The sequence below is a fragment of the Vibrio salilacus genome (assembly GCF_002811245.1).
GTDB classification, from domain to species: domain Bacteria; phylum Pseudomonadota; class Gammaproteobacteria; order Enterobacterales; family Vibrionaceae; genus Vibrio; species Vibrio salilacus.
Window position 1 is genome coordinate 63,899 of sequence record NZ_NIVQ01000010.1, and the last position, 21,722, is coordinate 85,620.

24 protein-coding genes are annotated in these 21,722 nt (G+C 45.5%); 13 read left to right on the forward strand and 11 right to left on the reverse strand.

The annotated features are described in order from the left end of the window. Positions 1-144 precede the first annotated feature (144 nt). Genes CDZ87_RS09105 through rlmM form a run of 4 tightly spaced genes read left to right on the forward strand, consistent with a single transcriptional unit; the run spans position 145 to position 3,151 of the window. Entirely contained in the window at positions 145-1,053 is a 909-nt protein-coding gene (locus CDZ87_RS09105) for a transcriptional regulator GcvA (protein WP_100753262.1), read from the forward strand. Then, on the forward strand, positions 1,046-1,675 hold the full coding sequence (locus CDZ87_RS09110) for an alpha/beta fold hydrolase (RefSeq protein WP_100753263.1): 630 nt from the start codon (positions 1,046-1,048) through the stop codon (positions 1,673-1,675). The genes CDZ87_RS09105 and CDZ87_RS09110 overlap by 8 nt, the downstream gene beginning before the upstream one ends. After that, positions 1,665-2,063 (forward strand): DUF423 domain-containing protein, encoded by a 399-nt coding sequence (locus tag CDZ87_RS09115; protein ID WP_100753264.1) that lies wholly within the window; start codon positions 1,665-1,667, stop codon positions 2,061-2,063. The genes CDZ87_RS09110 and CDZ87_RS09115 overlap by 11 nt, the downstream gene beginning before the upstream one ends. Beyond that, positions 2,060-3,151, forward strand: coding sequence for a 23S rRNA (cytidine(2498)-2'-O)-methyltransferase RlmM (rlmM, locus tag CDZ87_RS09120; protein ID WP_100753265.1), 1,092 nt, complete (start codon positions 2,060-2,062; stop codon positions 3,149-3,151). Before CDZ87_RS09115 ends, rlmM begins: the two co-directional genes overlap by 4 nt. 107 nt (positions 3,152-3,258) lie before the next feature. Here the strand turns inward: rlmM and xni are convergent, their stop codons facing one another. From xni to queF, 5 genes are all read right to left on the reverse strand, one after another. After that, on the reverse strand, positions 3,259-4,035 hold the full coding sequence (gene xni / locus CDZ87_RS09125; protein WP_100753266.1) for a flap endonuclease Xni: 777 nt from the start codon (positions 4,033-4,035) through the stop codon (positions 3,259-3,261). A gap of 59 nt (positions 4,036-4,094) precedes the next feature. Beyond that, on the reverse strand, positions 4,095-5,459 hold the full coding sequence (ppnN, locus tag CDZ87_RS09130; RefSeq protein ID WP_100753267.1) for a nucleotide 5'-monophosphate nucleosidase PpnN: 1,365 nt from the start codon (positions 5,457-5,459) through the stop codon (positions 4,095-4,097). 264 nt (positions 5,460-5,723) lie between these two features. Beyond that, a complete protein-coding gene (locus tag CDZ87_RS09135) occupies positions 5,724-7,289 on the reverse strand; it encodes a GGDEF domain-containing protein (protein WP_100753268.1) in 1,566 nt (521 codons plus the stop codon). Between the two features lie 99 nt (positions 7,290-7,388). Continuing rightward, positions 7,389-9,659 carry a tetratricopeptide repeat protein gene (locus tag CDZ87_RS09140; RefSeq protein WP_100753269.1) on the reverse strand — a complete coding sequence of 757 codons (2,271 nt, stop codon included), beginning with the start codon at positions 9,657-9,659 and terminating at the stop codon, positions 7,389-7,391. A 13-nt stretch (positions 9,660-9,672) separates the two neighbouring features. Further along, positions 9,673-10,518 (reverse strand): NADPH-dependent 7-cyano-7-deazaguanine reductase QueF, encoded by an 846-nt coding sequence (gene queF, locus CDZ87_RS09145; protein WP_100753270.1) that lies wholly within the window; start codon positions 10,516-10,518, stop codon positions 9,673-9,675. Between the two features lie 83 nt (positions 10,519-10,601). Here queF and syd point away from each other — a divergent pair, with 83 nt between their 5' ends. Beyond that, a complete protein-coding gene (gene syd, locus CDZ87_RS09150) occupies positions 10,602-11,150 on the forward strand; it encodes a SecY-interacting protein (protein WP_100753271.1) in 549 nt (182 codons plus the stop codon). Then, positions 11,150-11,926, forward strand: a complete 777-nt coding sequence (locus CDZ87_RS09155; RefSeq protein WP_100753272.1) for a Zn-ribbon-containing protein — start codon at positions 11,150-11,152, stop codon at positions 11,924-11,926. Before syd ends, CDZ87_RS09155 begins: the two co-directional genes overlap by 1 nt. Before the next feature lie 52 nt (positions 11,927-11,978). Here CDZ87_RS09155 and CDZ87_RS09160 read toward each other — a convergent pair whose 3' ends face one another. Genes CDZ87_RS09160 through CDZ87_RS09175 form a run of 4 tightly spaced genes read right to left on the reverse strand, consistent with a single transcriptional unit; the run spans position 11,979 to position 14,350 of the window. Beyond that, the gene (locus CDZ87_RS09160; protein ID WP_172953572.1) at positions 11,979-12,158 is read right to left on the reverse strand and encodes a DUF2897 family protein; all 180 of its coding nucleotides are present in this window, start codon (positions 12,156-12,158) and stop codon (positions 11,979-11,981) included. An 11-nt stretch (positions 12,159-12,169) separates the two neighbouring features. Beyond that, positions 12,170-12,844 (reverse strand): M15 family metallopeptidase, encoded by a 675-nt coding sequence (locus tag CDZ87_RS09165; RefSeq protein WP_100753274.1) that lies wholly within the window; start codon positions 12,842-12,844, stop codon positions 12,170-12,172. After that, positions 12,844-13,980 carry a succinyl-diaminopimelate desuccinylase gene (gene dapE, locus CDZ87_RS09170; RefSeq protein WP_100753275.1) on the reverse strand — a complete coding sequence of 379 codons (1,137 nt, stop codon included), beginning with the start codon at positions 13,978-13,980 and terminating at the stop codon, positions 12,844-12,846. Before dapE ends, CDZ87_RS09165 begins: the two co-directional genes overlap by 1 nt. Before the next feature lie 22 nt (positions 13,981-14,002). Further along, positions 14,003-14,350: an ArsC family reductase gene (locus tag CDZ87_RS09175; protein ID WP_100753276.1), complete on the reverse strand. Its 348-nt coding sequence runs from the start codon at positions 14,348-14,350 to the stop codon at positions 14,003-14,005. Between the two features lie 204 nt (positions 14,351-14,554). Here CDZ87_RS09175 and CDZ87_RS09180 point away from each other — a divergent pair, with 204 nt between their 5' ends. Then, positions 14,555-14,842: a winged helix-turn-helix domain-containing protein gene (locus CDZ87_RS09180; protein WP_100753277.1), complete on the forward strand. Its 288-nt coding sequence runs from the start codon at positions 14,555-14,557 to the stop codon at positions 14,840-14,842. 59 nt (positions 14,843-14,901) lie between these two features. Here the strand turns inward: CDZ87_RS09180 and CDZ87_RS09185 are convergent, their stop codons facing one another. Beyond that, positions 14,902-15,249 carry a DUF4156 domain-containing protein gene (locus tag CDZ87_RS09185; protein ID WP_100753278.1) on the reverse strand — a complete coding sequence of 116 codons (348 nt, stop codon included), beginning with the start codon at positions 15,247-15,249 and terminating at the stop codon, positions 14,902-14,904. Beyond that, the gene (locus CDZ87_RS09190) at positions 15,233-15,574 is read right to left on the reverse strand and encodes a DUF2956 domain-containing protein (protein WP_100753279.1); all 342 of its coding nucleotides are present in this window, start codon (positions 15,572-15,574) and stop codon (positions 15,233-15,235) included. Before CDZ87_RS09190 ends, CDZ87_RS09185 begins: the two co-directional genes overlap by 17 nt. Before the next feature lie 199 nt (positions 15,575-15,773). On the opposite strand from CDZ87_RS09190, the gene CDZ87_RS09195 reads away from it, so the two are divergent. From CDZ87_RS09195 to flaG, 6 genes are all read left to right on the forward strand, one after another. Continuing rightward, entirely contained in the window at positions 15,774-16,232 is a 459-nt protein-coding gene (locus tag CDZ87_RS09195) for a DUF2919 domain-containing protein (protein WP_100753280.1), read from the forward strand. 82 nt (positions 16,233-16,314) lie between these two features. After that, positions 16,315-17,217 (forward strand): Dyp-type peroxidase, encoded by a 903-nt coding sequence (locus CDZ87_RS09200; RefSeq protein WP_100753281.1) that lies wholly within the window; start codon positions 16,315-16,317, stop codon positions 17,215-17,217. Positions 17,218-17,340: 123 nt separating this feature from the next. Continuing rightward, the gene (locus tag CDZ87_RS09205) at positions 17,341-18,474 is read left to right on the forward strand and encodes a flagellin (RefSeq protein ID WP_100753282.1); all 1,134 of its coding nucleotides are present in this window, start codon (positions 17,341-17,343) and stop codon (positions 18,472-18,474) included. Between the two features lie 244 nt (positions 18,475-18,718). After that, complete coding sequence (locus CDZ87_RS09210) at positions 18,719-19,852, forward strand: flagellin (RefSeq protein ID WP_100753283.1); 1,134 nt, start codon at positions 18,719-18,721, stop codon at positions 19,850-19,852. Positions 19,853-20,078: 226 nt separating this feature from the next. Next, positions 20,079-21,212: a flagellin gene (locus CDZ87_RS09215; protein ID WP_100753284.1), complete on the forward strand. Its 1,134-nt coding sequence runs from the start codon at positions 20,079-20,081 to the stop codon at positions 21,210-21,212. 71 nt (positions 21,213-21,283) lie between these two features. Further along, positions 21,284-21,712, forward strand: a complete 429-nt coding sequence (gene flaG / locus CDZ87_RS09220; RefSeq protein ID WP_038177103.1) for a flagellar protein FlaG — start codon at positions 21,284-21,286, stop codon at positions 21,710-21,712. Positions 21,713-21,722: the final 10 nt, after the last annotated feature.

Consider the following 21,722-nt stretch of genomic DNA (forward strand, 5'->3'; position numbering starts at 1 on the left):
GAGTAGTCAATTGATTCCCAAAGGAATCAAGCCGTTCTGACTTCTCTTTGCGGGGTGAAATATAGAATTTCTCTGGTCGTCAGGCAATGGACATTTTATAATGTTTCAGATAAAAAAAACTAATCCAATATATAGAAGGCCACCATGTCCAGAAGATTGCCTCCACTAAACTCTTTAAAAGTGTTTGAAGCTGCGGCGCGCCATTTGAGTTTTACTCGCGCAGCAGAGGAACTGTTTGTGACGCAAGCTGCGGTCAGTCATCAAATAAAAGCCCTAGAAGAATTTCTCAGTTTAAAGCTATTTCGCCGTCGAAATCGCTCCTTGTTATTAACCGAAGAAGGTCAAAGCTACTTTCTTGATATTAAAGATATTTTTTCATCACTGGCAGAAGCTACAGATAAAGTTCTAGAGCGTAGTGAAAAAGGGGCGCTAACGATAAGTTTGCCACCTAGTTTTGCTATCCAGTGGTTAGTGCCGCGGCTGGCGGACTTTAATCAGCAAGAGCCTGATATTGATGTGCGCATCAAGGCGGTTGATATGGATGAGGGATCATTAACCGATGATGTTGATGTGGCGATTTATTATGGCCGAGGCAATTGGCCGGGACTGCGCGCCGATAAGTTATACCAAGAATTTTTAATCCCACTTTGTTCACCTTCATTACTTTTAGGTAACAAACCATTAGAAACTCTAAGTGATTTGAAACAACATACCCTGCTGCACGACACCTCACGTAAAGACTGGAAACAGTTTGCCAAACAGACCGGAATCGAGGGGTTAAATGTCAATCATGGACCAATCTTCAGTCACTCAACCATGGTACTGCAGGCTGCAGCGCATGGTCAGGGTGTGGCGCTCGGTAACAATGTATTGGCTCAGCCAGAGTTAGAGGCGGGACGATTGATTGCACCGTTTGATGAAGTGCTGCTATCCAAGAATGCTTTTTACGTCGTGTGTCATGAGAAGCAAGCGGATATGGGACGCATTGCCACTTTCCGTGATTGGATGCTTGCTAAAGCGCAAAGCGAACAAGAGGATCTGCTTGATGAGTAGTTATCTGATAGAAGGTCAAGCAGGTAATCCGGTGTTTGTTTTTGCCCATGGCGCTGGAGCGGGTATGGATCACGCTTTTATGCAGGCGGTGGCAACCGGTTTAGTCGACAAGGGCATTCAAGTGGTGCGTTTTAATTTTCCGTATATGGTCAAACGTGCTGAAGATGGCAAAAAGCGCCCACCAGACAGAGCGCCAAAACTGCTTGAGGCGTTCCAAGCGGTGATCCAGGATGTCGCTAAAGGGCAGCCTGTGGTTATTGGTGGTAAATCGATGGGTGGACGCATGGCGAGTCTGCTTGCTGACGACGCCTTGGTTGCTGGTGTGGCCTGTCTCGGTTTTCCCTTCCACCCGCCTGGTAAGCCTGAGAACTACAAAGGTGATCATCTTGCTAAACTGAGCAAACCTTGCCTTATTTTGCAAGGTGAGCGAGATACGTTCGGTAAGCGCGAAGAATTTAGCGAGTTTGCCCTAGCGGAAAGTGTGACTACGACGTTTATTCCCGATGGTGATCACAGCTTTAAGCCACGTAAAGTCTCAGGTCATACTGAACTTGGCAACATCGCGCGGGCAGTCGATGTGTTGGCGGCGTTTATTTTTGAGGTTTATTTCGATGCAAAGTAGGCAATTACTCGCTATTGGCGGACTATTGAGTGGGCTAGGTGTTGCTCTGGGGGCCCTTGGTGCTCACGGATTAAAAACGCTGTTATCACCCTATCTCATAGAGGTGTTTAACACTGGTGTGTTGTATCAATTAATTCATGCGCTGGCGATTTTACTTTGTGGTCTGTTGCTCCAGCTAAAATTATCGTCTAAGTCACAAAAATATTTCGCCCTTGCGGCAATTTGCTTTATCATCGGCGTCTTTTGTTTTAGCGGCAGTCTCTACGCACTCGCGTTGACCAGTATTAAGTGGTTTGGGCCAATTACGCCATTAGGTGGTTTGAGCTTTATGCTGGGTTGGGGACTGTTTGTCTACGCAGCATTGCAAATTAAAGAGGTGAAACAGTGAAACAGTTAATGCTCTACTGCCGCAGTGGCTTTGAGAAAGAGTGTGCCGGTGAAATTCAAGATCGTGCCACTCAGCTAGAAGTATTTGGTTTCCCTCGCCTTAAAAAGAACAGTGGTTTTGTTATCTTTGAGTGCTATCAAGAGGGCGATGCGCAAAAATTGGTCAAAGAGATCGATTTTAAATCCTTAATTTTTGCCCGCCAAATGTTTGCCGTTGCAGTGGAAATTGATGATCTACCTCGTGAAGACCGTATTTCCCCTATCTTGCAGCAGCTCGCCAATATTGACGGATTGCCGCGCTGTGGGGATCTTCGCATTGAAACCCCGGATACTAACGAAGCGAAAGAGCTGCTTAAGTTCTGTCGTAAGTTCACTGTACCTATGCGTCAGGCACTTCGCGGTAAAGAGATTTTATTTACCAAAGATAGCCCGAAAAAGCCGGTTCTGCACCTTTGTTTTGTCGAACCAGGACATTGTTATATAGGTTACTCGCTGACGACAAATAACTCACAGTTTTTCATGGGCATTCCGCGTCTTAAATTTCCGTCTGATGCACCGAGTCGTTCGACGTTAAAGCTAGAAGAGGCTTTCCACGTCTTTATTCCTCGTGAAGAGTGGGATGAACGTTTAGCGCCAGGTATGTGGGGCGTTGACCTAGGTGCTTGTCCTGGTGGTTGGACTTATCAACTGGTGAAGCGTTCGATGTTTGTACACTCGGTCGATAACGGCATGATGGCCGACAGTTTGATGGAAACGGGTCAGGTTAAACACCATCAAGAAGATGGTTTTAAGTTTGAACCTGCGCGTAAGAATATCACTTGGCTGATATGTGACATGATTGAAAAGCCGTCACGTGTGGCTCAGTTGATGGGGGAATGGATCATTAGTGGTTGGGCAAAAGAAGCGATCTTTAACCTGAAACTGCCGATGAAAGGGCGCTATGACGAAGTGCTAGAAGATATTGATAACCTGAAAATTTTCCTTAAGGAAAACGGGGTTAAGTTTAAGCTACAAGCTAAACACCTTTATCACGACCGTGAGGAAATTACTGTGCACATTCAATGTCTGTCTAACATATCGCCGCACTAAACCGATAAATGTTGCGCTCTTGGAGACAAGAGCGCTGCTTACTACTAGGCATTTTACAATCTTATCAAAGCACGCGATCACAACTGGCAGCGATGCAAAGTTTCTTGTTACTCATTTGGCCCATTAAAGCGTAAATCTTGCAAATTGAAGCCGAGCTCTATGTCGGTCTTTAAGGCCGCTATTTGCTTACATCGCCGAGCTGAGTCGATGTGTTGTTCAAGTTTTTTCCGATATTTAGCGGCTAATTCATCACTCGCGTATGCCTGCTCAATATCGTTAAACTGAGTTAATATTTCTTTGGCTGCTTTAGGCCCAATTCCCACCACGCCAGGCACTTGACTAGAGCTAATGCCAGTGAGTCCCCAGTAATCAGACAATTGATGGGGTTTAACGCCAAACTCTTTGGCAATAAAGGGTTCATCTAGCCAACGATGCTGGAAGTAGTCACGGATCTGCAAAGTTGGTGACAATAACTGACAATAGCCTTTGTCGGTTGAGATAATAGTGACTTTCTCATGATGCTCTGCCACCTTGATGGCGAGTGTCGCAACTAAATCATCAGCCTCATCACCTTCAGAAAGCAGCGAGTCAATCCCCATTTTCCACCAGGCGTCTTGTATCGCTTCAAGGCCATTAAGCAGTGGCTCTGGCATAGGTTTACGGTTTTGTTTGTATTCAGGCAGGATCTCCGCTCGCCAGCCGCGCTCTTGCAGGTGATGATCGAATACGGCGATGATATGCGTCGGTTGCGCCTCATTAAGAATTCGCTGCAAGGTGCGCGAAGTCGTGGTGATCGTTCTGGCTATATCGGTCGGATCGGGTTGTGCTGAGTGAACTCGGCGAATCAGATTTAAAGCGTCAATAATGACCAAGTGAATAGACATAACAAGCAAAAAATAAGGGCATCAAGCCCTTATTGTATCGGATGAGTGATAGATTACCACTAGTTGCTGGTTTTGATTCGGTAGCAAGGGTCGTATGCCGTGCCGCCGGGCAGCTTCATTCTATCTTGGGCAACAAAATCTTTGAGCAATTTGTCCATCTTAGCCATTAAGCGAGGATCGCCATCTAATTGATACGGACCATGCTGTTCGATCTCTTGAATCCCCTCTGATTTTACGTTACCTGCAACAATGCCTGAGAAAGCACGTCGCAGCGCTGCTGCTAACGCTTCCGGTGGTTGATCGAGATGTAAGTCAAGGCTCGCCATATTAGCGTGGCTTGGTTCAAAGGGCATCTGGAATTCAGGTTCAATATTGAGCGACCAACTAAAGCTGTAGGCATCGCCATGGTCTTTGCGGTGTTGGCGTACATCGACCATTCCTTGCTTCATAATTTTGGCTACTTTTGCTGGATCATCGATGACAATTTGATAGTGTTTTTGCGCTTCACTGCCTAGTGTTTCACCAATGAACTGGTCAATCGAAAAGAAATACGCTTCACTTTCTTTTGGCCCGGTTAGAACAATTTTGAGTGGCTGTTCGGCATTCTCTGGGTGCATCATAATGCCGAGAATGTAGAGCAGCTCTTCGGCTGTACCTGCACCGCCAGGGAAGATGACTATACCGTGCGCCATACGAACAAACGCTTCGAGTCGCTTCTCAATATCGGGCATGATCACCAGTTCATTGACGATAGGGTTGGGCGGCTCAGCAGCAATGATGGATGGTTCGGTTAAGCCGAGATAACGTTGATCATAGTAGCGCTGCTTAGCGTGACCAATCGCGGCCCCTTTCATTGGCCCTTCCATTGCACCAGGTCCACAGCCGGTACAGATGTTCATTTCACGCAGCCCAAGCTCATTGCCGACTTCACGGGTGTATTGGTATTCGGTGGCGTTAATGGAGTGACCGCCCCAACAGACAACAAGATTGGGCTCAATCCTTGGTGTCAGGGCACCGGCATTGCGCAATATACCAAACACCAAGTTAGTGATATGGCTCGGGTTCGTTAAGTTAAGGCGTTGATTGTCGGCCAGATGCATATTGACGTAGACAATGTCACGCAAGACCGAAAAGAGGTGCTCTTGGATCCCTTTGATGATCTCTCCATCGACAAAAGCATGCTCAGGGGCATTGATGAGTTCTAATTTGATGCCACGTTCACGGCGCATCACATTGACATCAAAATCTTGATATTTGTCTAATAGTTCTTTGGAATTGTCAGTATGCGCACCAGAGTTGAGCACCGCGAGAGTACAGTTGCGGTAGAGTTGGTACAGATCACTGGTAGCGGTTTTTTTAAGACGCTCAACTTCAAGTTGAGAAAGTAAGTCCATACTACCCGCTGGACTGATATGAGTAATCATGGGGCCCCCTAGGCGATGAGCGCAATCGAGCTTCATCGCTGTTATCACTTATTGTTATCGTTTTGTATTGCTTTTATTCTTCTTTATTATTGTGACCGTTTGCATTGGTATTGTTTTACGTTGCTTAACGTGAGTATTCATCGAGCAAAGATAGCTTAAGCTTAGCAGCTAATCATAAATAATAAAGTTAAATTATTGATATATATAGAGCAATACAAAGAGAACGCAGAGAGGCGAAGTGTGGCGAGGTGGAATAAATGGCTCTTAACGCCAAACCAGTTGGCTGTTACCGAGTGTTTTCGCTTCGTTGAGACACAGATTCAAACGTTCGAGTATCTCTTCTGGCGTATCGGAGTCTTTAAAGGCGGTGCTTGCTGCCGAAAGAGTAATAGTAAGGTGGCGATCGCGGAACTTGAATGGCAGTTTAGCCACTTGTTTTTGAATGGCTTGAATGACATTAAACGCATCGCTATCACTGACCTCTGGGAGCAGTAAAATAAACTCTTCCCCAGAAAAACGAGCCACAGTATCGGTATCTTGCAGCTCTTTTTTAATCGTACGTGCAATAATCTTCAGCGCTTTGTCACCAGCGGTGTAACCAAAACTATCGTTAATCGATTTAAAACCATCAATGTCTAGTATCACAACGCGTAAAGGGTGTTGAGTACGAATCCAGCGTCGGTACTCTAGCTCTAAACGGTCGCTAAATGCGGCGCGGTTGTAAACCTTAGTCAGTGGATCCAACAACATGCGTTGCGCTTGATCTTCAAGACGACGGCGATAATCTTGGGTGACTTCAAATAGGGCTTCAAGTTGGTTTTTGCCATAACTCATCCGTTCAAGTAGGGATTGTTCACGTTGCTCTGCGTGCTTTAATCGCTCTGAAAGTGAATTCAGTTGAGTGAGTAAAGGATTCACTTCAGTTTTGAGTTCATCGAGTGTTGTGGCTTGCGTTACTTGTGATTGAGTGCTGTTAATTAGATCGGCGAGTTCGCCGCTCATCTCTTGTCTATGCTGAAAATAACTGTGCGACTGCTGTACGTTTTGCGTTGAGCTTTTTAAAGAAGAAGAGAGGCTTGCGTTGACTTGTTCTAAGAACTGCTCTGAGGTTTTACGCTCATAATTTGTGCCATCAATGACCAGTTTCAGCGTTTGTAGGGTTAATTCAAGCAGCACATGGCTATTAACTCCAATCAGAAGCTTGGCACGAATATCGGACAACAATTCTCCCGACTCACCTTCGAAATCCAGTTCGGTGATTAAATGCTGAAGTTCATCAGAAAGTCTTAGTAGTAATTCTCGATCTGAGCTATTTGCGATTTGATTGATGGTGTGTTCAGGGTTGGCAGTGATAATTTTAACAGAACGTTCATACAGGCTTAGTAAGCGCACGGCCTGTTCAGTCTTTGGGTGCTTAAGGCCATTAGAATAGCTCAGCAAATCGCGTAAATCGCGTTTGACCTTGGCCGGTAAACCCGTCAACCTCAATAAGGTTTCACCGCTGTGTTTTATTTGCGAGTCAAGATGATCGGTGTGTTTATCCATAGCCAAGCCTTGTTGTTTAAGCAAGCGCTCCAAAACGGCTAGTTTTGGAATTAGAGTACTGACGTCTTGCTGTTGCTCGATAGCTTGTTTTAGCTCAGTTAACCCTGCGTTTAAACGCGGGTTTTCAGTTTTATAGGCACAACTTAGTGACGCAATAATGCGCTGAAGAACCTTCTGTTCTCTTTTAAATTTGAACGAGGTGTCGCGCTGTGTCAATCGAACTTGTTCCAATTGAGATTTCAGCTTGTGCAGCTGTGACTGAAGATTTTGCTCAAGAACACCCATGAATAAACTTAAGTTGGATTCTAATGCTATTTATTAATCTGTCGATAATATCAAATAAATCAGGCCCGTCACGACTTAGTAAGTGCGATTGTCGAGCTTTTACTCATCTTTTAATAGTTTTTTGATACTGTCCTCATTCTTGAACGAAGAGTGGACTTTGATCAAGCCTTGATTTATCGAATGTTTACATGCTTTGCGGATATTTCCGGTGGCTAAACTGGCGGCTGGAGCGTTTTCAATCGCCCGTAAATAGACCCATTGACTGCAATGTTCTTTCATACTGAGTGTGCGTGCAGTGCTGGTTGACATAAGTAGCACATCAATCAGTTCCTTATCATTGACCGCGGTGTAAGCTCTTGGTAGGAATGGGTAATCCGCCATGCCGATCCGAATAATTCGATTGATGTGACGTTCAGGTTCAAACTCTAAGATCCATTGTTGGATTTTTTCAAACACTTGCTCAGGTTGTGTGTTCTGTTCACTGTTCGGTTCGATATAAAGCAAATTAGCATCTGAGAAGTGGTAGATTCGCGCCGGATGCGTCACTCGCTCTTTTAGAAAATCACCAAAAGCACGCTCCAGTTTTAGCCCTTCTTGATAGCCATGTTGCAAGTACATGTTGCGTAAGAAAGGGATATCGATCATCACAAAACGCAATCGATCGTTGAGCGGCTCATGAATAAGTTCACCCACATGCCACTTTTCAAACTTGTGATTACTCTCTTCGAGTGAAGCGGGCAAACGCGCGTTCAGCATGCGTAAGTTCTTTAAACCTGAACGCGAGTGGGTGTAAAGATCTTCATTGAGTGCGTCGAGTTCTTCATTTTGCAAACCGATGATATGGCCGCGTCTCATCAGGAAAAGAAATAAAATCGCACTGAGGATAAACAGCGTTAAGGTAATATTTTGAAACTTACGGTGATCGCTTTGTGTCTGCTCAAGTTCTTGTCTTTGACTATTTAAGTGCAGCGTTTGCTCGACAAACTCTTTCTGCTGACGAAAAGCATCTTCACTGATCAGATCGAGTTCTTGTTGCTCAATGGTTGCTAGTGAGTCGTACTGCTTTAGGCTCTCAAGAGCCAGTTGATACTGGTTGTCTAATTCATAGCCCAAGTAGAGCATCTTGTAGGCCATCTTTTCGAGGCTTACATCTTGCTCTTCGCGTGCAATATTAAGGGCTTGTTTGGCTCGGTCGATTGCTTGCTGTGGTTGGTTTTGATATTGGACTAACTCAGCTTCAAGTAATAGTGCATAACACTTTAAGCGTGGAATATTGGCAAATTGGAGTAGCTCTTGGGCTCGTTCCAGATATTGTTCGGCCAAGGGGTAGTTGACCAGCTTAAGGTAAGTGGAGGCAAGGGCGATATGCAATTCGATAATATTATCGATATTGTTATTGAGCCGGTCGTGATCCATGGCATTGAAGTAATGAACCAAAGCGAGATTGTATTTGCCTTGATGGTAATAAATGTCGCCCATACTTTTTAGTATTGGTGGCAGTGCCGGTGAGCCCTGGTAATTATCGTAGTAGTCGGCAGCTTGTGAGTAATGGCCATTGGCTTGGTCTAACACCTTGCGCTCGTAAAAAAGCTGACCGAGTAGGCGGTTGACTTGTGCTAGTTGAGTTGCGGAGTCTTTCTCTATCGCCTTCCAATAACTGATCAGTAATTCAGATAAAGCGCGGTTGTATTGTTTGTTCGCCAGTAGGTGTTGCCCGACCGTGGTGTGGTAGTCGATAAAGATAGCAGTGGTATCGGTACTATCAACATAGTCTTTGGCTTGTAAATAAAGATCGTCTGCCAAAGCGATATCGCCTTGTTTTGATGCAATGCGCGCTTTAAACATCAATATTCGATAGCCGAGTCCACGCAACAATTGTTGCGGATTTTCAATACTAGAGAAACTTTTTTCTATTTGAACCAATTTGTTACGTGCTTTATCACTATCGTGTTCGATAAGCCAAGTTAATTCGGTTTGCTGCAAATCGACACTAATAGACAGATATGGGAGATGATAATTTTCAGCGATATTGTGCGCTTCCCGTAAATGTTTCAGCGCTTGAAGGGGGTTGCCTAAGTTGTATTCTGCTTGAGCAAGAATGCGCAGAGCATCTATGGTACTGCTTGGAGTACGAATACGACTATCGGCTTCATCACGTGACATCGCTGAGGGGCTTTGTTCCGTATTATTCGATAAAGTACGCTGATCGAGGTAGTCGCTGACCAATTGTTTGGCCTGATGCGGCACGACATTAACCAAGTTGTTCGCTTCACTTAAGCGTGCTGATACGTAAATCTTATTGGCCATCAGCGGCCAAGAGAGCAGTAACAACAATGCGCCAATAATGCCTTTACAGCGTACTTTCATCATGGAGATGTGTTCCTTATTGACGAGCCATACGTTGGTTGTAATTAGGCTGACTGCTGATGTTTGAGCGATATGGATTAATATCGAGTCCACCACGACGTGTATAACGCGCATAAACGGTTAAGGATTGAGGCTGGCAAAACTGCACAATGTCCGTAAAAATGCGCTCTACACACTGTTCGTGGAATTCATTGTGTTCACGGAAAGAGACGATATAACGCAGTAGCGCTTCACGATCGATCTGTTGACCCGTGTAGTGAATCTCAACACTGCCCCAATCAGGCTGGTTAGTGATAAGACAGTTGGATTTTAACAGATGGCTATGAAGACTTTCTGTGACCCACTCACCGCTTGCGGCGCCCACTAATAGATTACGGTCAAAATCATAACTGGTGATTTCGATATCTTGAGCATCAATACAGTCACCATCCATCGTGACGATCACGCTATCGGTATAGTCGTCAACTGAGCGTAAAGTTACATCGACCGTTTCACCCGCGCAGGCTGACAGATCGTTGATCAGTCTGTTTTCAACATCATCCCAGCCTGAAAAACGAGTTTGGTTAAAACTGTTGAGGTAGAGCTTAAATGATTTTGATTCGATTAAGTTAGCGCTGGTGACTGGAATTGACACTTCACCAATCGCCACCTGTGGCAAACCTTTATCATTTAGCCAAGAGAGCTCATATAATGTCCAAATGTCGCAACCTACGAAAGGCAGATCTTGACCTAAATTGAGGTCGTCTCGGTTGAGGCTACGAGGTACAGGTTGCAGCAGGCTTGGGTCATATTGGTGTGCATATTCGGTTTTCTGCCCCAAGGTTAGGCCAGTTAACTCTTTCGCATCAGAATATTTGCTCATACTTTTTGTTCATTTTCTATTAGAATGTCGAGAATTTTACGCAATCCTGCCATTAAAAGCGACTACTCATGTTGGAGAATCTAATGACTGATAATGCCTTACAAGCGTTGCTCTCATTCAGTGCAAAATACCGCCAAGCACACTTAGATGCTTTGGGACACTTACCAAAAAGCGCAGAGTTGGTTGATCTTGTCTCTCCATGTGTGGAGAAAAAGACCGATCAAGCGGTCGAATGGCAAGCCTGTCAACGTGAGGTGGCAGCCGATTTTACCAACGTTGAAAACGGGATCGAGCTCGAGCTCCATGATGATATCAAACTCTTTTATGGCACCCAGTATAGCGCCGATATGGAAGCGACCTGGCAAGGTAATCCACTGTGGCTGTTGCAAGTATGGAGTGATGAGGACTTTGTTCGTTTGCAAGAGAACATTCTTGGTCACTTAGTGACTCAGCGTCGTTTGAAATTAAAACCGACGGTCTTTATCGCCGCAACAGATACAGATATGGATGTTATCTCTATCTGTAATTTAACTGGCAACGTTGTGTTGGAACGCCTTGGGACCGATAAGCGTGACCTATTAGCGGATAATCTCGGCCAGTTTATCAACCAACTTGACGTCGTGGTGCGGTAATGTACGTTGTTGAACTGCAATTTGAATGTTTCGATAACACCACCGTCTCTGCGGTAGATAAAGCGATCAACAGCTTGATGGACGCTTTACGTTATAACGGCCAGGTATTGGGACGTGAGTTTCCTATTGTCATGGGTGATGGTGAATTTTTTGTTCGCGTCGTGTGCCCCGAGCAAGATAGTCTTCACCCAAGTTATCACTCCGATTTTGTCAACGTATGCGTAAACCGCTTAGTCGATGCCAGTCTATTGGCACCTAAAATACGTTTGCTTGGGCGAGACCTCAATTCAGAAGAGGCCGCAGAGTCAACGTCGCCAAGTTGGCAAGTGTTGTATACCACGTATGTTCATACTTGCTCTCCGCTGCGCAGCGGTGAAACCTTATTACCGATACCACTGTATCGAAATGGACCGACGCTCAACGGGGATCACAAGGCGGTGATCAAATGGCAAACCGAGTGGCAAGCGTGTGATGAAATTCAGATGGCGGGCGGATGTCGCGCCGAGCATGCGGCGCTGCATGAAATTTGTGATGTCGACAGTGTACTTTTTAAACGAGGGTGGGATTTGCGTGGACGCATTGAGTACATAAGCCAGATCCCTACTTACTACTACCAGTATCGGGTCGGTGGCCAGAACTTAGCCGCTGAAAAAGCACGAAAGTGCCCTAAATGTGGTGGTGATTGGTTACTTGATGAGCCTGTCCACGATATCTTCTATTTTAAGTGCGAACCATGCCGAATTGTGTCGAATATTTCGTGGGATCACCTTAAGTAAGGCAGACGTCGCGATGGATTCCTGGTTTTCGCTGAGATAACAAAGACTCGCACTATTGCGAGTCTTTGTCGTTTTGGTCTGAGGAATTTTTGTCGTTATCTTGAGCCGGTGGCGTTTTTTTGTCGGTCTGACCAAATTTCATATTGGCGGTGTACTTTAAGGCGGCGATGTTGCCGATAACGACACTAAGGACAATCGCGATAATCACCCAAGGGTTGGTTAGAAAGTCCATCATGACGATACCTACTGGTCAATATTATGTATAAATTGATTGTAGATCGTTTCGAGCTTAGCTAATACCACTTGTTGACCTAAAATAGGCGAGCGCTGCAGAACTTGTCGCAAAAGCGGTAAAGTGAGCTGTTCTGAACAACCTTGGCTGACCTGCTTGTGGCTGATATGCCAAGGCTCGGGAGCGACGCCACCTAAATCTTGCGCATAGGGGAAAAAGAACCCGAATTTACTCAGGTGGGTCTGTAACCACAGATAAAACTCATGCTGATGGCCCGTTAAGTACTCCCATGGCTCAAGTTTAAGCGTGTCGCCTTTGGGCAAGCGATCCCGAGCAAAAATGTCGAAGTCCGTTCCCCAATGGTGGCGACTGGCTCCCGGAAGGGCTGACCAACGCAATATCGCCTCAATTTTCTGTTCGTCACTGAGGGTGTCATTTGCTAACGCTTGGCTGTCGCTGTCGAGTATCACACTGCGTCCAGCCATTTTATTATTCCAAATCGTCGCTTGACGTTCAAAATCGCGAAAGCCACTGGCGATATTAAGAGTAAAGCCAGCCTTGGCAGCGGCTTGTTTTAGCATCAGCAGATCTTGACTCACACTAGGGTGAACCAAAAATGCTTTTTGCCCCACCACAGTGTCAACTAAGTGGCTGGTGACTTGGCCGGTAAGCTGCTCAGGAGTCATTACTGCGCCAACAAGTTCTCAAGGGTTTTTTGGTACATAGCAGTGAGCTTCTCCAGATCGGCAACCTTAACGCACTCATTCACTTTATGGATGGTCGCGTTGACAGGTCCAAGTTCGACAACTTGCCCCCCCATACGAGCAATAAAGCGACCGTCAGACGTACCGCCGGTGGTCAGCAACGCAGGTTTGGTTTGGTTAACGTTATCGACTGCACCAACAACGGCATCAAGCAAGGCGCCAGTATCGGTTAAGAATGGGTCGCCATTAAAAGTCCAGTGCAGGTCATAGTCAAGATCGTGCTTAGCCAAAATGTCGTTGATACGCGCCATGATCGTCTCGTTATTGAGCTCGGTGCTAAATCGTAGGTTGAACTGAACCTTAAATTCGCCCGGTATCACGTTAGAGGCCCCCGTGCCAGCGTGCACGTTTGGAATTTGGAAACTGGTCGGCGGAAAATAATCGTTGCCTTGATCCCACTCGGTTGTTGCCAACTCATGCATCGCGAGCAGTGACTGATGAACCGGATTTTTTGCCAGATGCGGATAAGCGACATGACCCTGAATACCTTTCACGGTCAAATCACCTGTGATCGAACCTCGGCGGCCATTTTTGACAACATCACCAACCACTTCGGTACTGGAAGGTTCACCGACAATACACATGTCGATGTTTTCACCGCGTGCCATTAATGCTTCAACCACACGCACTGTGCCGTTGATAAATGGACCTTCTTCATCCGAGGTAATCAAAAAGCCAATCGAACCTTTGTGATTTGGGTGATAAGTAATGAACTGCTCTACCGCAACCACCATACTGGCTAATGAGCCTTTCATATCAGCGGCCCCACGTCCGTAGAGAAAACCATCGACAATGGTGGGCTCAAAAGGAGCGGTGTGCCAATGATCTAAGTTTCCAGCAGGCACCACATCGGTGTGACCTGCAAAAGCAAACAGTGGCGATTCGCTGCCGCGTCGTGCCCAAAAGTTGGTGGTATCTTCAAACACCATGACTTCTATCTCAAAGCCAAGCGCTTTCAATCGTTCAATCATCACCTGCTGACAACCCGCGTCTTCAGGGGTTACCGATTGGCGGCTAATTAAATCTTTTGCCAGAGCCAGAGTAGGGCTGTCTGTCATCCTTGAAATCCTTACGAAAAAGTTATGAAAAAAGAGCGGCGTATTGATCCGCTTTAAAACCAATATGGTACTCGTTACCTGATGCGATAATCGGGCGTTTGATCATTGCAGGTTGCTCAACCAAGAGCGCGATGACATTGTCTTGGTTAAGTTTGTCTTTTTGCTCTTGTGGCAGTTGGCGATAGGTTGTGCCGCGTTTGTTGAGTACGTTTTCCCAACCAAGCTGTTGGCAGAAAACTTCGACCATTTTAGTATCGATACCCTGTTTGCGGTAATCATGAAATTGGTAGTCGATGTTCTGCGCATTAAGCCATTTTTTGGCCTTTTTAATTGTGTCGCAGTTGGGAATACCGTACATGGTGATTGTCATAGTGAAACCTTTACAAGTGACTTTTTATGTCTGATTTTTGCATCCTAGCAGGAAGTGAACAACGAGACAAAAGTGTGATGTATATATTTCAACGAATAAAAAAAATCATTATCAAGCCATAGCGATCGTAGAGTTTTTGATCAAACGCAACACATAGCTGCGCAAAACAGAAATAATGACCCTAGAAATTTATAGGAGGTATCAATGGAATTGAGTCCTGTTTTTGCGAGGCGCTTGTATCTTGCACTGCTTGTTGAAAATTTAGAAAGACCGAATGTGCCAAAACTTATCGAGCAGACGGGTTGGCCCCGTCGCACGATTCAAGACGTGATCAAGGCCTTGCCGGGAATCGGTATTGAGCTGATGTTTGTTCAAGATGGTCGACGTCATAATGATGGCTACTATCAATTGTCAGATTGGGGACCTTTTGATAGCCAGTGGGTTATCGAGAGAAAAACCGTGATCGCTGCCAGTTTAGGCTTTAGCGCATAGTGCAAGGCAACGAACCATAAAACCTAGCGTTTATCGCTAGGTTTTTTATGCGCTCGGCTCTACTTAGTACTGCAAAGGTACGCATTGCCCATCACGGTGAATGAAGTGACAAAATCTTGTGGGTGGACCAAAAATACGGTATTGCCCCCCAGACTGTAGGCTTGATTTTTGATATCGTTAAATGCTCCACGTATCATCACATCATTAGGAAACAATAAATAGCTGTACCAATGGCCCTCGTTGCCAGTCACTTCGCCTAACCATTGGCAATCGTTAGCATCAAATTGAGCATCCATTCTGAGATGAACGTTAGTCGCGTCTGGGTCAACTTTGGTATAGGGTGACGTGCAGCCAACGAGACTGATGGTGATAGCGAGAGTCAATAGACGATTAACTTTGGCTAACATAAACGACAAATCCTATCCAACTTGTGATGAGTAGTATCCAAGGAAGAAGATACGTCTTGGTTGAACGTTCAACAACGGTGGAAGGCTCGTTGTTGATGTCAGTAGCGGTCTGCACCACGTACTTGCTCTTTTGTGCTTTTTTCTTTGCTTTATCAGTCAGCCTCGCGCGTTCTTTTTGCTGCTTTTTGTACAGCGCAATGCCTTTTTCGATTCCTTGGGCAATGAGTTTAGTTTGCTCTTTGGTTTGAGCTGGCTTTTGTGTCGCCTTGGCAATTTTCATCGCTTCTTGTTGAGTTTCAGGGGAGGAAACGACTTTGTTCTTCATAATAAAAAGTCTTGTTAAATCTCAGATACCACTATCCTAACATGATCTCAACGAGGCGATCACCTAGCTCTGTGTGTGCCATCCCTATCACTTTTATCGTTAGCAAGTCATAGTGGCAGACAAGATGACAATATTCTGGTAGAAATTGTGCTTATTGGGTTAAAGTAATGGATTGATAATAGACAGTAGTTAGATTTCAGTGCGTTACGCAATAGATCAATATGATAAGCATGGCTTTTTAAAAGCCCCAAAGCTACTTTGGTTAGGTTGGTTATTGTTAGCCAAAGCTTGGGTCGTTTTTGTCGTGGCAGGTGCCAGTCGAGCAAGTGGCAGTAAGATTCTTGCGATAGTCTATCCGGATCATACCATGCTATATCTCGGTTTAGCGATGGGCGTCCCCAGTATTTTACTGTTGTGGCTTTTGGGTCTGCGCAGCCCAGAGAGGCGCTGGGTAAACCGCATCGTGACGTGGGGAAAACCCATTACACTGGTCACTGCGTTAGCGCAACTCTCTCAATCTATCTATCACGTCTATTTGCTTCATGGTGCATTTAGTTGGACTAATGGCGTCGTGATGTTGCTCTTACTGTGGTTTATTCTTTATGTTGCCAATAGTCGTAGTGTGAAAGACAGTTTTGTTGCGCCCCCTACACAGTGATCAAAGCAGCGATGATCGGTGTCAATGCATGGTAAGTAAAACCTAATATACTGAGCCAAAGTAATAATAGTGAGGAGTAATCATGTTACAGTCTCAAAGCGCCATTCTTCCTGAATCGGGGCCTTTTTCGCAATGTACCTTACTTAAGGTCAAGCAAAATCCGCAAGCAGTGTTAGAGCAATTGCAAGCATTGCCAACCTTGGTCGAAGATCTTAATGCCCAGCAACCTGGCGCTCAACTCACGTTATCACTCGCGTTCAGTAAAACCTTTTGGCAGCAGCTCAATCAACCAATCCCAGATGAGTTGATTGATTTCCCAGCGTTAGGTGAAGGGGACGTCGTGGCACCAAGTACAGAAGTTGATGTGTTAATTCACTGTCACTCTAATCGTCATGACCTCCATTTCTATTTACTGCGTAAGCTGTTTGAACACATCAGCGACAACGTTACGGTTGTAGATGAAACTTATTGCTATCGTTATCTTGATTCTCGCGATATGACCGAGTTTGTCGATGGGACGGAAAACCCAAAAGCGGCGCAGCGTGAAGAAGTGGCGATCATTCCAGAAGGTGAATTTGCTGGTGGCAGCTATGTCATGGTGCAACGCTTTATTCATAACCTACCAGCGTGGAATCGGCTTAATGTATCAGCGCAAGAAAAAGTGATTGGCCGCACTAAGCCGGATTCGGTTGAATTAGACGATGTTCCGGCGGCGTCCCACGTGGGTCGTGTCGACATTAAACAAGACGGTAAGGGGCTGAAAATTCTTCGCCACAGCTTACCGTATGGCAGCGTATCAGGTGATCACGGTCTATTATTTATCGCTTACTGCAATCGACTGCAAAATTTTAAAACCATGCTTGAGAGTATGTATGGTGCCAGCGACGGTAAAACCGATCAGTTATTGCGCTTTACGCGAGCGGTGACGGGGGCGTATTTCTTTGCGCCGTCAAGTGAGATGCTGCGCGCTTTGCAAGTGAGTTAATCACGCGCGTCGTCAATGAACAAATAGCCAGCCGAGCCTAACCGCTCGGCTTTTTGGTTTTTCGACTAAAGAAATTCAGCTTGAGCCGATACAGAAAGCACCCCATGGAGGAAAGCATTTGTTATGGCCATTACTGTAAATACCAATGTTTCTGCAATGACTGCACAGCGTCATTTGACCAATGCGACCGATTTGTTGAACCAATCTTTGGAGAGACTCTCTTCAGGGAATCGCATTAATAGTGCCAAAGATGATGCTGCCGGGTTACAAATATCTAATCGGCTTGAGTCGCAAATGAGTGGTCTAGATGTTGCGATGAGAAATGCCAATGATGGTATTTCGATCATGCAGACCGCTGAAGGTGCGATGCATGAGAGCACAAATATCCTACAACGGATGCGTGATCTCTCGTTGCAATCGGCAAACGGCTCAAATAGTCGTGCTGAACGTAATGCTCTACAAGAAGAAATGACAGCTTTAAATGATGAATTGAACAGAATTGCTGAAACCACCTCTTTTGGTGGTCGAAAATTGCTCAATGGTTCATTTGCTTCCTCATCTTTTCAAATTGGGGCAAGTTCTGGCGAAGCGGTCCAAGTGGCGCTGAAAAACATGCGTTCAGACAGCGTTGCCATGGGTGGATTCAGTTATGTGGCGGCGGCTAAGACCGACAGCAATTGGCAGGTCACGCAGGGCAGTCATAAATTGGTGATGCAATACACCAATGCTCAGGGGCAGCAAGAGAGCATCAATATCACGGCCAAAATCGGCGACGATATTGAACAGTTGGCGACTTACATCAATGGCCAAACCGATAAAGTGTCGGCTTCGGTCAATGAAGAGGGACAGCTGCAACTGTTCATGGCTGGTGATCAAACCTCGGGCACGATTTCGTTTTCAGGCAACCTCGCCAACCAGTTAAATTTCAACCTATCAAGTTATGAAGCGGTTGATAACTTAGATATTTCTAAAGTCGGTGGAGCTCAGAGAGCGGTATCGGTTATAGATACCGCGCTCAAGTATGTTGATAGCCATCGCGCAGAACTGGGGGCGATGCAAAATCGCTTTAATCATGCGATCAATAATTTGTCGAACGTTAATGAGAATTTGTCGGCATCGAATAGTCGGATTAAAGATACTGATTATGCCAAGGAGACCACGCAAATGGTCAAGCAGCAAATTCTTCAGCAAGTCAGTACGTCTATTCTTGCGCAGGCCAAGCAGCAACCTAATTTAGCTTTGACCTTGTTGGGGTAACTCTCAAAAAGACGATAGCGTCGACAGAAAAAATAAATCTTTAGCGGAAAATACGCTTTTTTAAATGTTTTTCCTTGTTGGTCACGCTTTTTCTTCCAAACGACCTTTTTTTAAAAAATTCTCAAAAAATTACTCAAGGTTTCGTAAACCGTGCCGTTAATAAATGTAACTTTTGAGAGAACTACTTTGGTTTTCCGAGACGTCGGAAACCGGAAACATCGGAAAATCAAACGGAGAAATCACCATGGCAGTTAATGTAAATACAAACGTAGCAGCAATGACAGCACAACGTTACCTAAACGGTGCGAACAACGCTCAACAAGCATCAATGGAGCGTTTGTCATCAGGCTTCAAGATCAACAGTGCAAAAGACGATGCAGCGGGTCTACAAATTTCGAACCGCTTAAACGTACAAAGCCGTGGTCTTGACGTTGCAGTACGTAACGCGAACGATGGTATCTCTATCGCGCAAACTGCTGAAGGCGCGATGAACGAGACAACCAATATTCTTCAACGTATGCGTGACCTATCGCTACAATCTGCAAACGGTTCAAACTCTAAGTCTGAGCGTGTTGCGATTCAAGAAGAAGTCACGGCGCTAAATGATGAGCTTAACCGTATCGCCGAAACCACATCATTTGGTGGTAATAAGCTACTTAACGGTACGTTCACAACCAAGTCTATGCAAATTGGTGCTGACAACGGTGAAGCAGTCATGCTGACCCTGAATGACATGCGTTCAGACAACGTTGGCATGGGTGGGACTAGCTACCAAGCAACGGAAGGTAAAGATCAAAACTGGACCGTTGCAACAGGGGCAAACGACCTTGCCATCACTTTGACTGACAAAAGCGGTCAAGAGCAAACCATTAATATCAATGCAAAACAAGGCGATGATATTGAAGAGCTTGCCACTTACATCAATGGTCAAACAGATATGGTTAAAGCGTCTGTAAACGAAGATGGTCAGCTACAAGTGTTTGCTGGTGCAAACAAAGTTGACGGCGCCGTTTCTTTTGCTGGTGGCTTAGCGGGCGAGCTAAACATGGGTGAAGGGAAAGCTGTAACCGTTGATGTGATTGACGTAACCTCGGTTGGCGGCGCGCAAGAATCGGTAGCGATTGTTGATGCAGCACTACAATATGTAGATAGCCACCGTGCAGAGCTCGGTGCTTTCCAAAACCGCTTCAGCCACGCTATCAGCAACTTGGACAACATCAATGAGAACGTGAACGCTTCGAAGAGCCGTATCAAAGATACCGACTTCGCGAAAGAAACAACCGCGCTAACCAAAACGCAAATTCTTTCTCAAGCTTCAAGCTCTATTCTTGCTCAAGCGAAGCAGGCACCAAACTCGGCACTCAGCCTACTCGGTTAATTAACCGTCTATCGAAAAAATCCAGCTTCGGCTGGATTTTTTGTTTCTGCTAAATGATTGATTTTATTGTCCAAATATACATCAAGTCAAAAAAGGCGCAAAAAAGAACTATTTTTTTCTAAAGGTATTTTCTATAGGGCCGTTAAAGGATTGAGAGAAATGAGATGTGTTGAAGTGAGGTGAGAGACGCTGATACACATCGCCCTAATGCCTAAGGAGATCAAATATGGCAATTAACGTAAACACAAACGTGTCTGCGATGACTGCTCAGCGTTACCTTAACGGTGCGACTGATGGCATGCAGAAATCGATGGAGCGTCTATCCTCGGGGTACAAGATCAATAGTGCCCGAGATGACGCAGCTGGCCTTCAAATCTCAAATCGCTTGAACTCACAAAGCCGTGGTTTAGACATGGCGGTAAAAAATGCCAATGATGGTATTTCTATCGCTCAAACTGCTGAAGGTGCGATGAATGAGACCACCAACATACTGCAACGTATGCGTGATTTGGCGTTGCAATCTTCAAATGGTTCTAACTCTCGTTCTGAGCGTGTTGCTATCCAAGAGGAAGTGACGGCACTGAATGACGAATTAAACCGTATTGCGGAAACCACCTCTTTTGGTGGTAACAAGCTACTCAACGGGACCTTTGGTAGTCAGTCTTTCCAGATTGGTGCAAGCTCTGGTGAGGCGGTTCAGCTTTCAATGGGAAGTATGCGTTCTGACACCATGGATATGGGGGGTAAAGCGTATGTTGCTCAAGAAAGTAAAGCGGCGGATTGGGTGGTATCCGAAGGGACAACCGACTTAACTCTCAACTATACTGATGTTAATGGTGATGCCAAGGAGCTAACGATCAACGCTAAAGCTGGCGATGATATGGAGCAACTTGCCACTTATATTAACGGTCAAAGTGAGGACGTGAAAGCGTCTGTGGGTGAGGAAGGTAAATTGCAACTGTTTGCATCTACAAACAAGGTTGCAACAGATGTCACTATTGGTGGTGGATTAGGTGGTGAAATCGGTTTCGGCGCTGCGCAAGACAGAACCGTGGCGGATGTCGACGTTACTTCGGTTGCGGGCTCTCAGTTGGCAGTCTCTGTCATTGATGGCGCGCTGAAATCGGTGGATAGTCAGCGCGCAGAACTGGGTGCTTTCCAAAACCGTTTTGGTCATGCAATCAGTAACCTAGACAACATTAATGAAAATGTTAATGCGTCTCGTAGCCGGATTGTTGATACGGACTATGCCAAAGAAACGACGGCTATGACTAAGTCGCAGATTCTTCAGCAAGCGAGTACCTCTGTCCTAGCGCAAGCTAAGCAGTCTCCGTCGGCAGCTCTTAGCTTATTAGGTTAATCGATAGGTTCGATTGGAGCTTATTGGTACAACGTTATGTTGTGACCTGCTAAGGTGGAAGGGAGATCGTTATGGAAATACCATCCTACACATCGAACATCCAGCCTTATGGCTCAGAAAGTGGCACTAAACTTGCTTCAAAGTACGATGGTGTACAGCAAGTTTCCTCACCCAAGGAGCAAGTCTCTACCGCTGAGATAAGTGAGAAAACGAGTCAGTCGATAGAAAAAGCGATAGAAGCCTCGCAAGAGCGTGAAAAGCTAAATCGAGCTGAGCGTGAAAGGATTGTTCAACAGATGAATGATTTCATCTCGTCGATCAATAAAGGCTTGTCATTTCGTGTTGACGAAGAATCGGGCAGAGATGTTGTGACGATATACGAAGCGGATACTGGCGATATAATTCGTCAGATACCCGATGAGGAAATGTTGGAGATTTTACGGCGTTTAAGAGAGCAGACCGCTCGCTATTCGTCAGGTCTTGTAAACCAAATGGTGTAATCGTACTTGG

Excerpts from the sequence above, each read along its gene's own strand:
- CDZ87_RS09105 (WP_100753262.1), top strand. The coding sequence starts at position 145 with ATGTCCAGAAGATTGCCTCCACTAAACTCTTTAAAAGTGTTTGAAGCT.
- CDZ87_RS09110 (WP_100753263.1), top strand. The coding sequence starts at position 1,046 with ATGAGTAGTTATCTGATAGAAGGTCAAGCAGGTAATCCGGTGTTTGTT.
- CDZ87_RS09115 (WP_100753264.1), top strand. The coding sequence starts at position 1,665 with ATGCAAAGTAGGCAATTACTCGCTATTGGCGGACTATTGAGTGGGCTA.
- xni (WP_100753266.1), bottom strand. The coding sequence starts at position 4,035 with ATGTCTATTCACTTGGTCATTATTGACGCTTTAAATCTGATTCGCCGA.
- ppnN (WP_100753267.1), bottom strand. The coding sequence starts at position 5,459 with ATGATTACTCATATCAGTCCAGCGGGTAGTATGGACTTACTTTCTCAA.
- CDZ87_RS09135 (WP_100753268.1), bottom strand. The coding sequence starts at position 7,289 with ATGGGTGTTCTTGAGCAAAATCTTCAGTCACAGCTGCACAAGCTGAAA.
- CDZ87_RS09140 (WP_100753269.1), bottom strand. The coding sequence starts at position 9,659 with ATGATGAAAGTACGCTGTAAAGGCATTATTGGCGCATTGTTGTTACTG.
- queF (WP_100753270.1), bottom strand. The coding sequence starts at position 10,518 with ATGAGCAAATATTCTGATGCGAAAGAGTTAACTGGCCTAACCTTGGGG.
- syd (WP_100753271.1), top strand. The coding sequence starts at position 10,602 with ATGACTGATAATGCCTTACAAGCGTTGCTCTCATTCAGTGCAAAATAC.
- CDZ87_RS09155 (WP_100753272.1), top strand. The coding sequence starts at position 11,150 with ATGTACGTTGTTGAACTGCAATTTGAATGTTTCGATAACACCACCGTC.
- CDZ87_RS09160 (WP_172953572.1), bottom strand. The coding sequence starts at position 12,158 with ATGGACTTTCTAACCAACCCTTGGGTGATTATCGCGATTGTCCTTAGT.
- CDZ87_RS09165 (WP_100753274.1), bottom strand. The coding sequence starts at position 12,844 with ATGACTCCTGAGCAGCTTACCGGCCAAGTCACCAGCCACTTAGTTGAC.
- dapE (WP_100753275.1), bottom strand. The coding sequence starts at position 13,980 with ATGACAGACAGCCCTACTCTGGCTCTGGCAAAAGATTTAATTAGCCGC.
- CDZ87_RS09175 (WP_100753276.1), bottom strand. The coding sequence starts at position 14,350 with ATGACAATCACCATGTACGGTATTCCCAACTGCGACACAATTAAAAAG.
- CDZ87_RS09180 (WP_100753277.1), top strand. The coding sequence starts at position 14,555 with ATGGAATTGAGTCCTGTTTTTGCGAGGCGCTTGTATCTTGCACTGCTT.
- CDZ87_RS09185 (WP_100753278.1), bottom strand. The coding sequence starts at position 15,249 with ATGTTAGCCAAAGTTAATCGTCTATTGACTCTCGCTATCACCATCAGT.
- CDZ87_RS09190 (WP_100753279.1), bottom strand. The coding sequence starts at position 15,574 with ATGAAGAACAAAGTCGTTTCCTCCCCTGAAACTCAACAAGAAGCGATG.
- CDZ87_RS09200 (WP_100753281.1), top strand. The coding sequence starts at position 16,315 with ATGTTACAGTCTCAAAGCGCCATTCTTCCTGAATCGGGGCCTTTTTCG.
- CDZ87_RS09205 (WP_100753282.1), top strand. The coding sequence starts at position 17,341 with ATGGCCATTACTGTAAATACCAATGTTTCTGCAATGACTGCACAGCGT.
- CDZ87_RS09210 (WP_100753283.1), top strand. The coding sequence starts at position 18,719 with ATGGCAGTTAATGTAAATACAAACGTAGCAGCAATGACAGCACAACGT.
- CDZ87_RS09215 (WP_100753284.1), top strand. The coding sequence starts at position 20,079 with ATGGCAATTAACGTAAACACAAACGTGTCTGCGATGACTGCTCAGCGT.
- flaG (WP_038177103.1), top strand. The coding sequence starts at position 21,284 with ATGGAAATACCATCCTACACATCGAACATCCAGCCTTATGGCTCAGAA.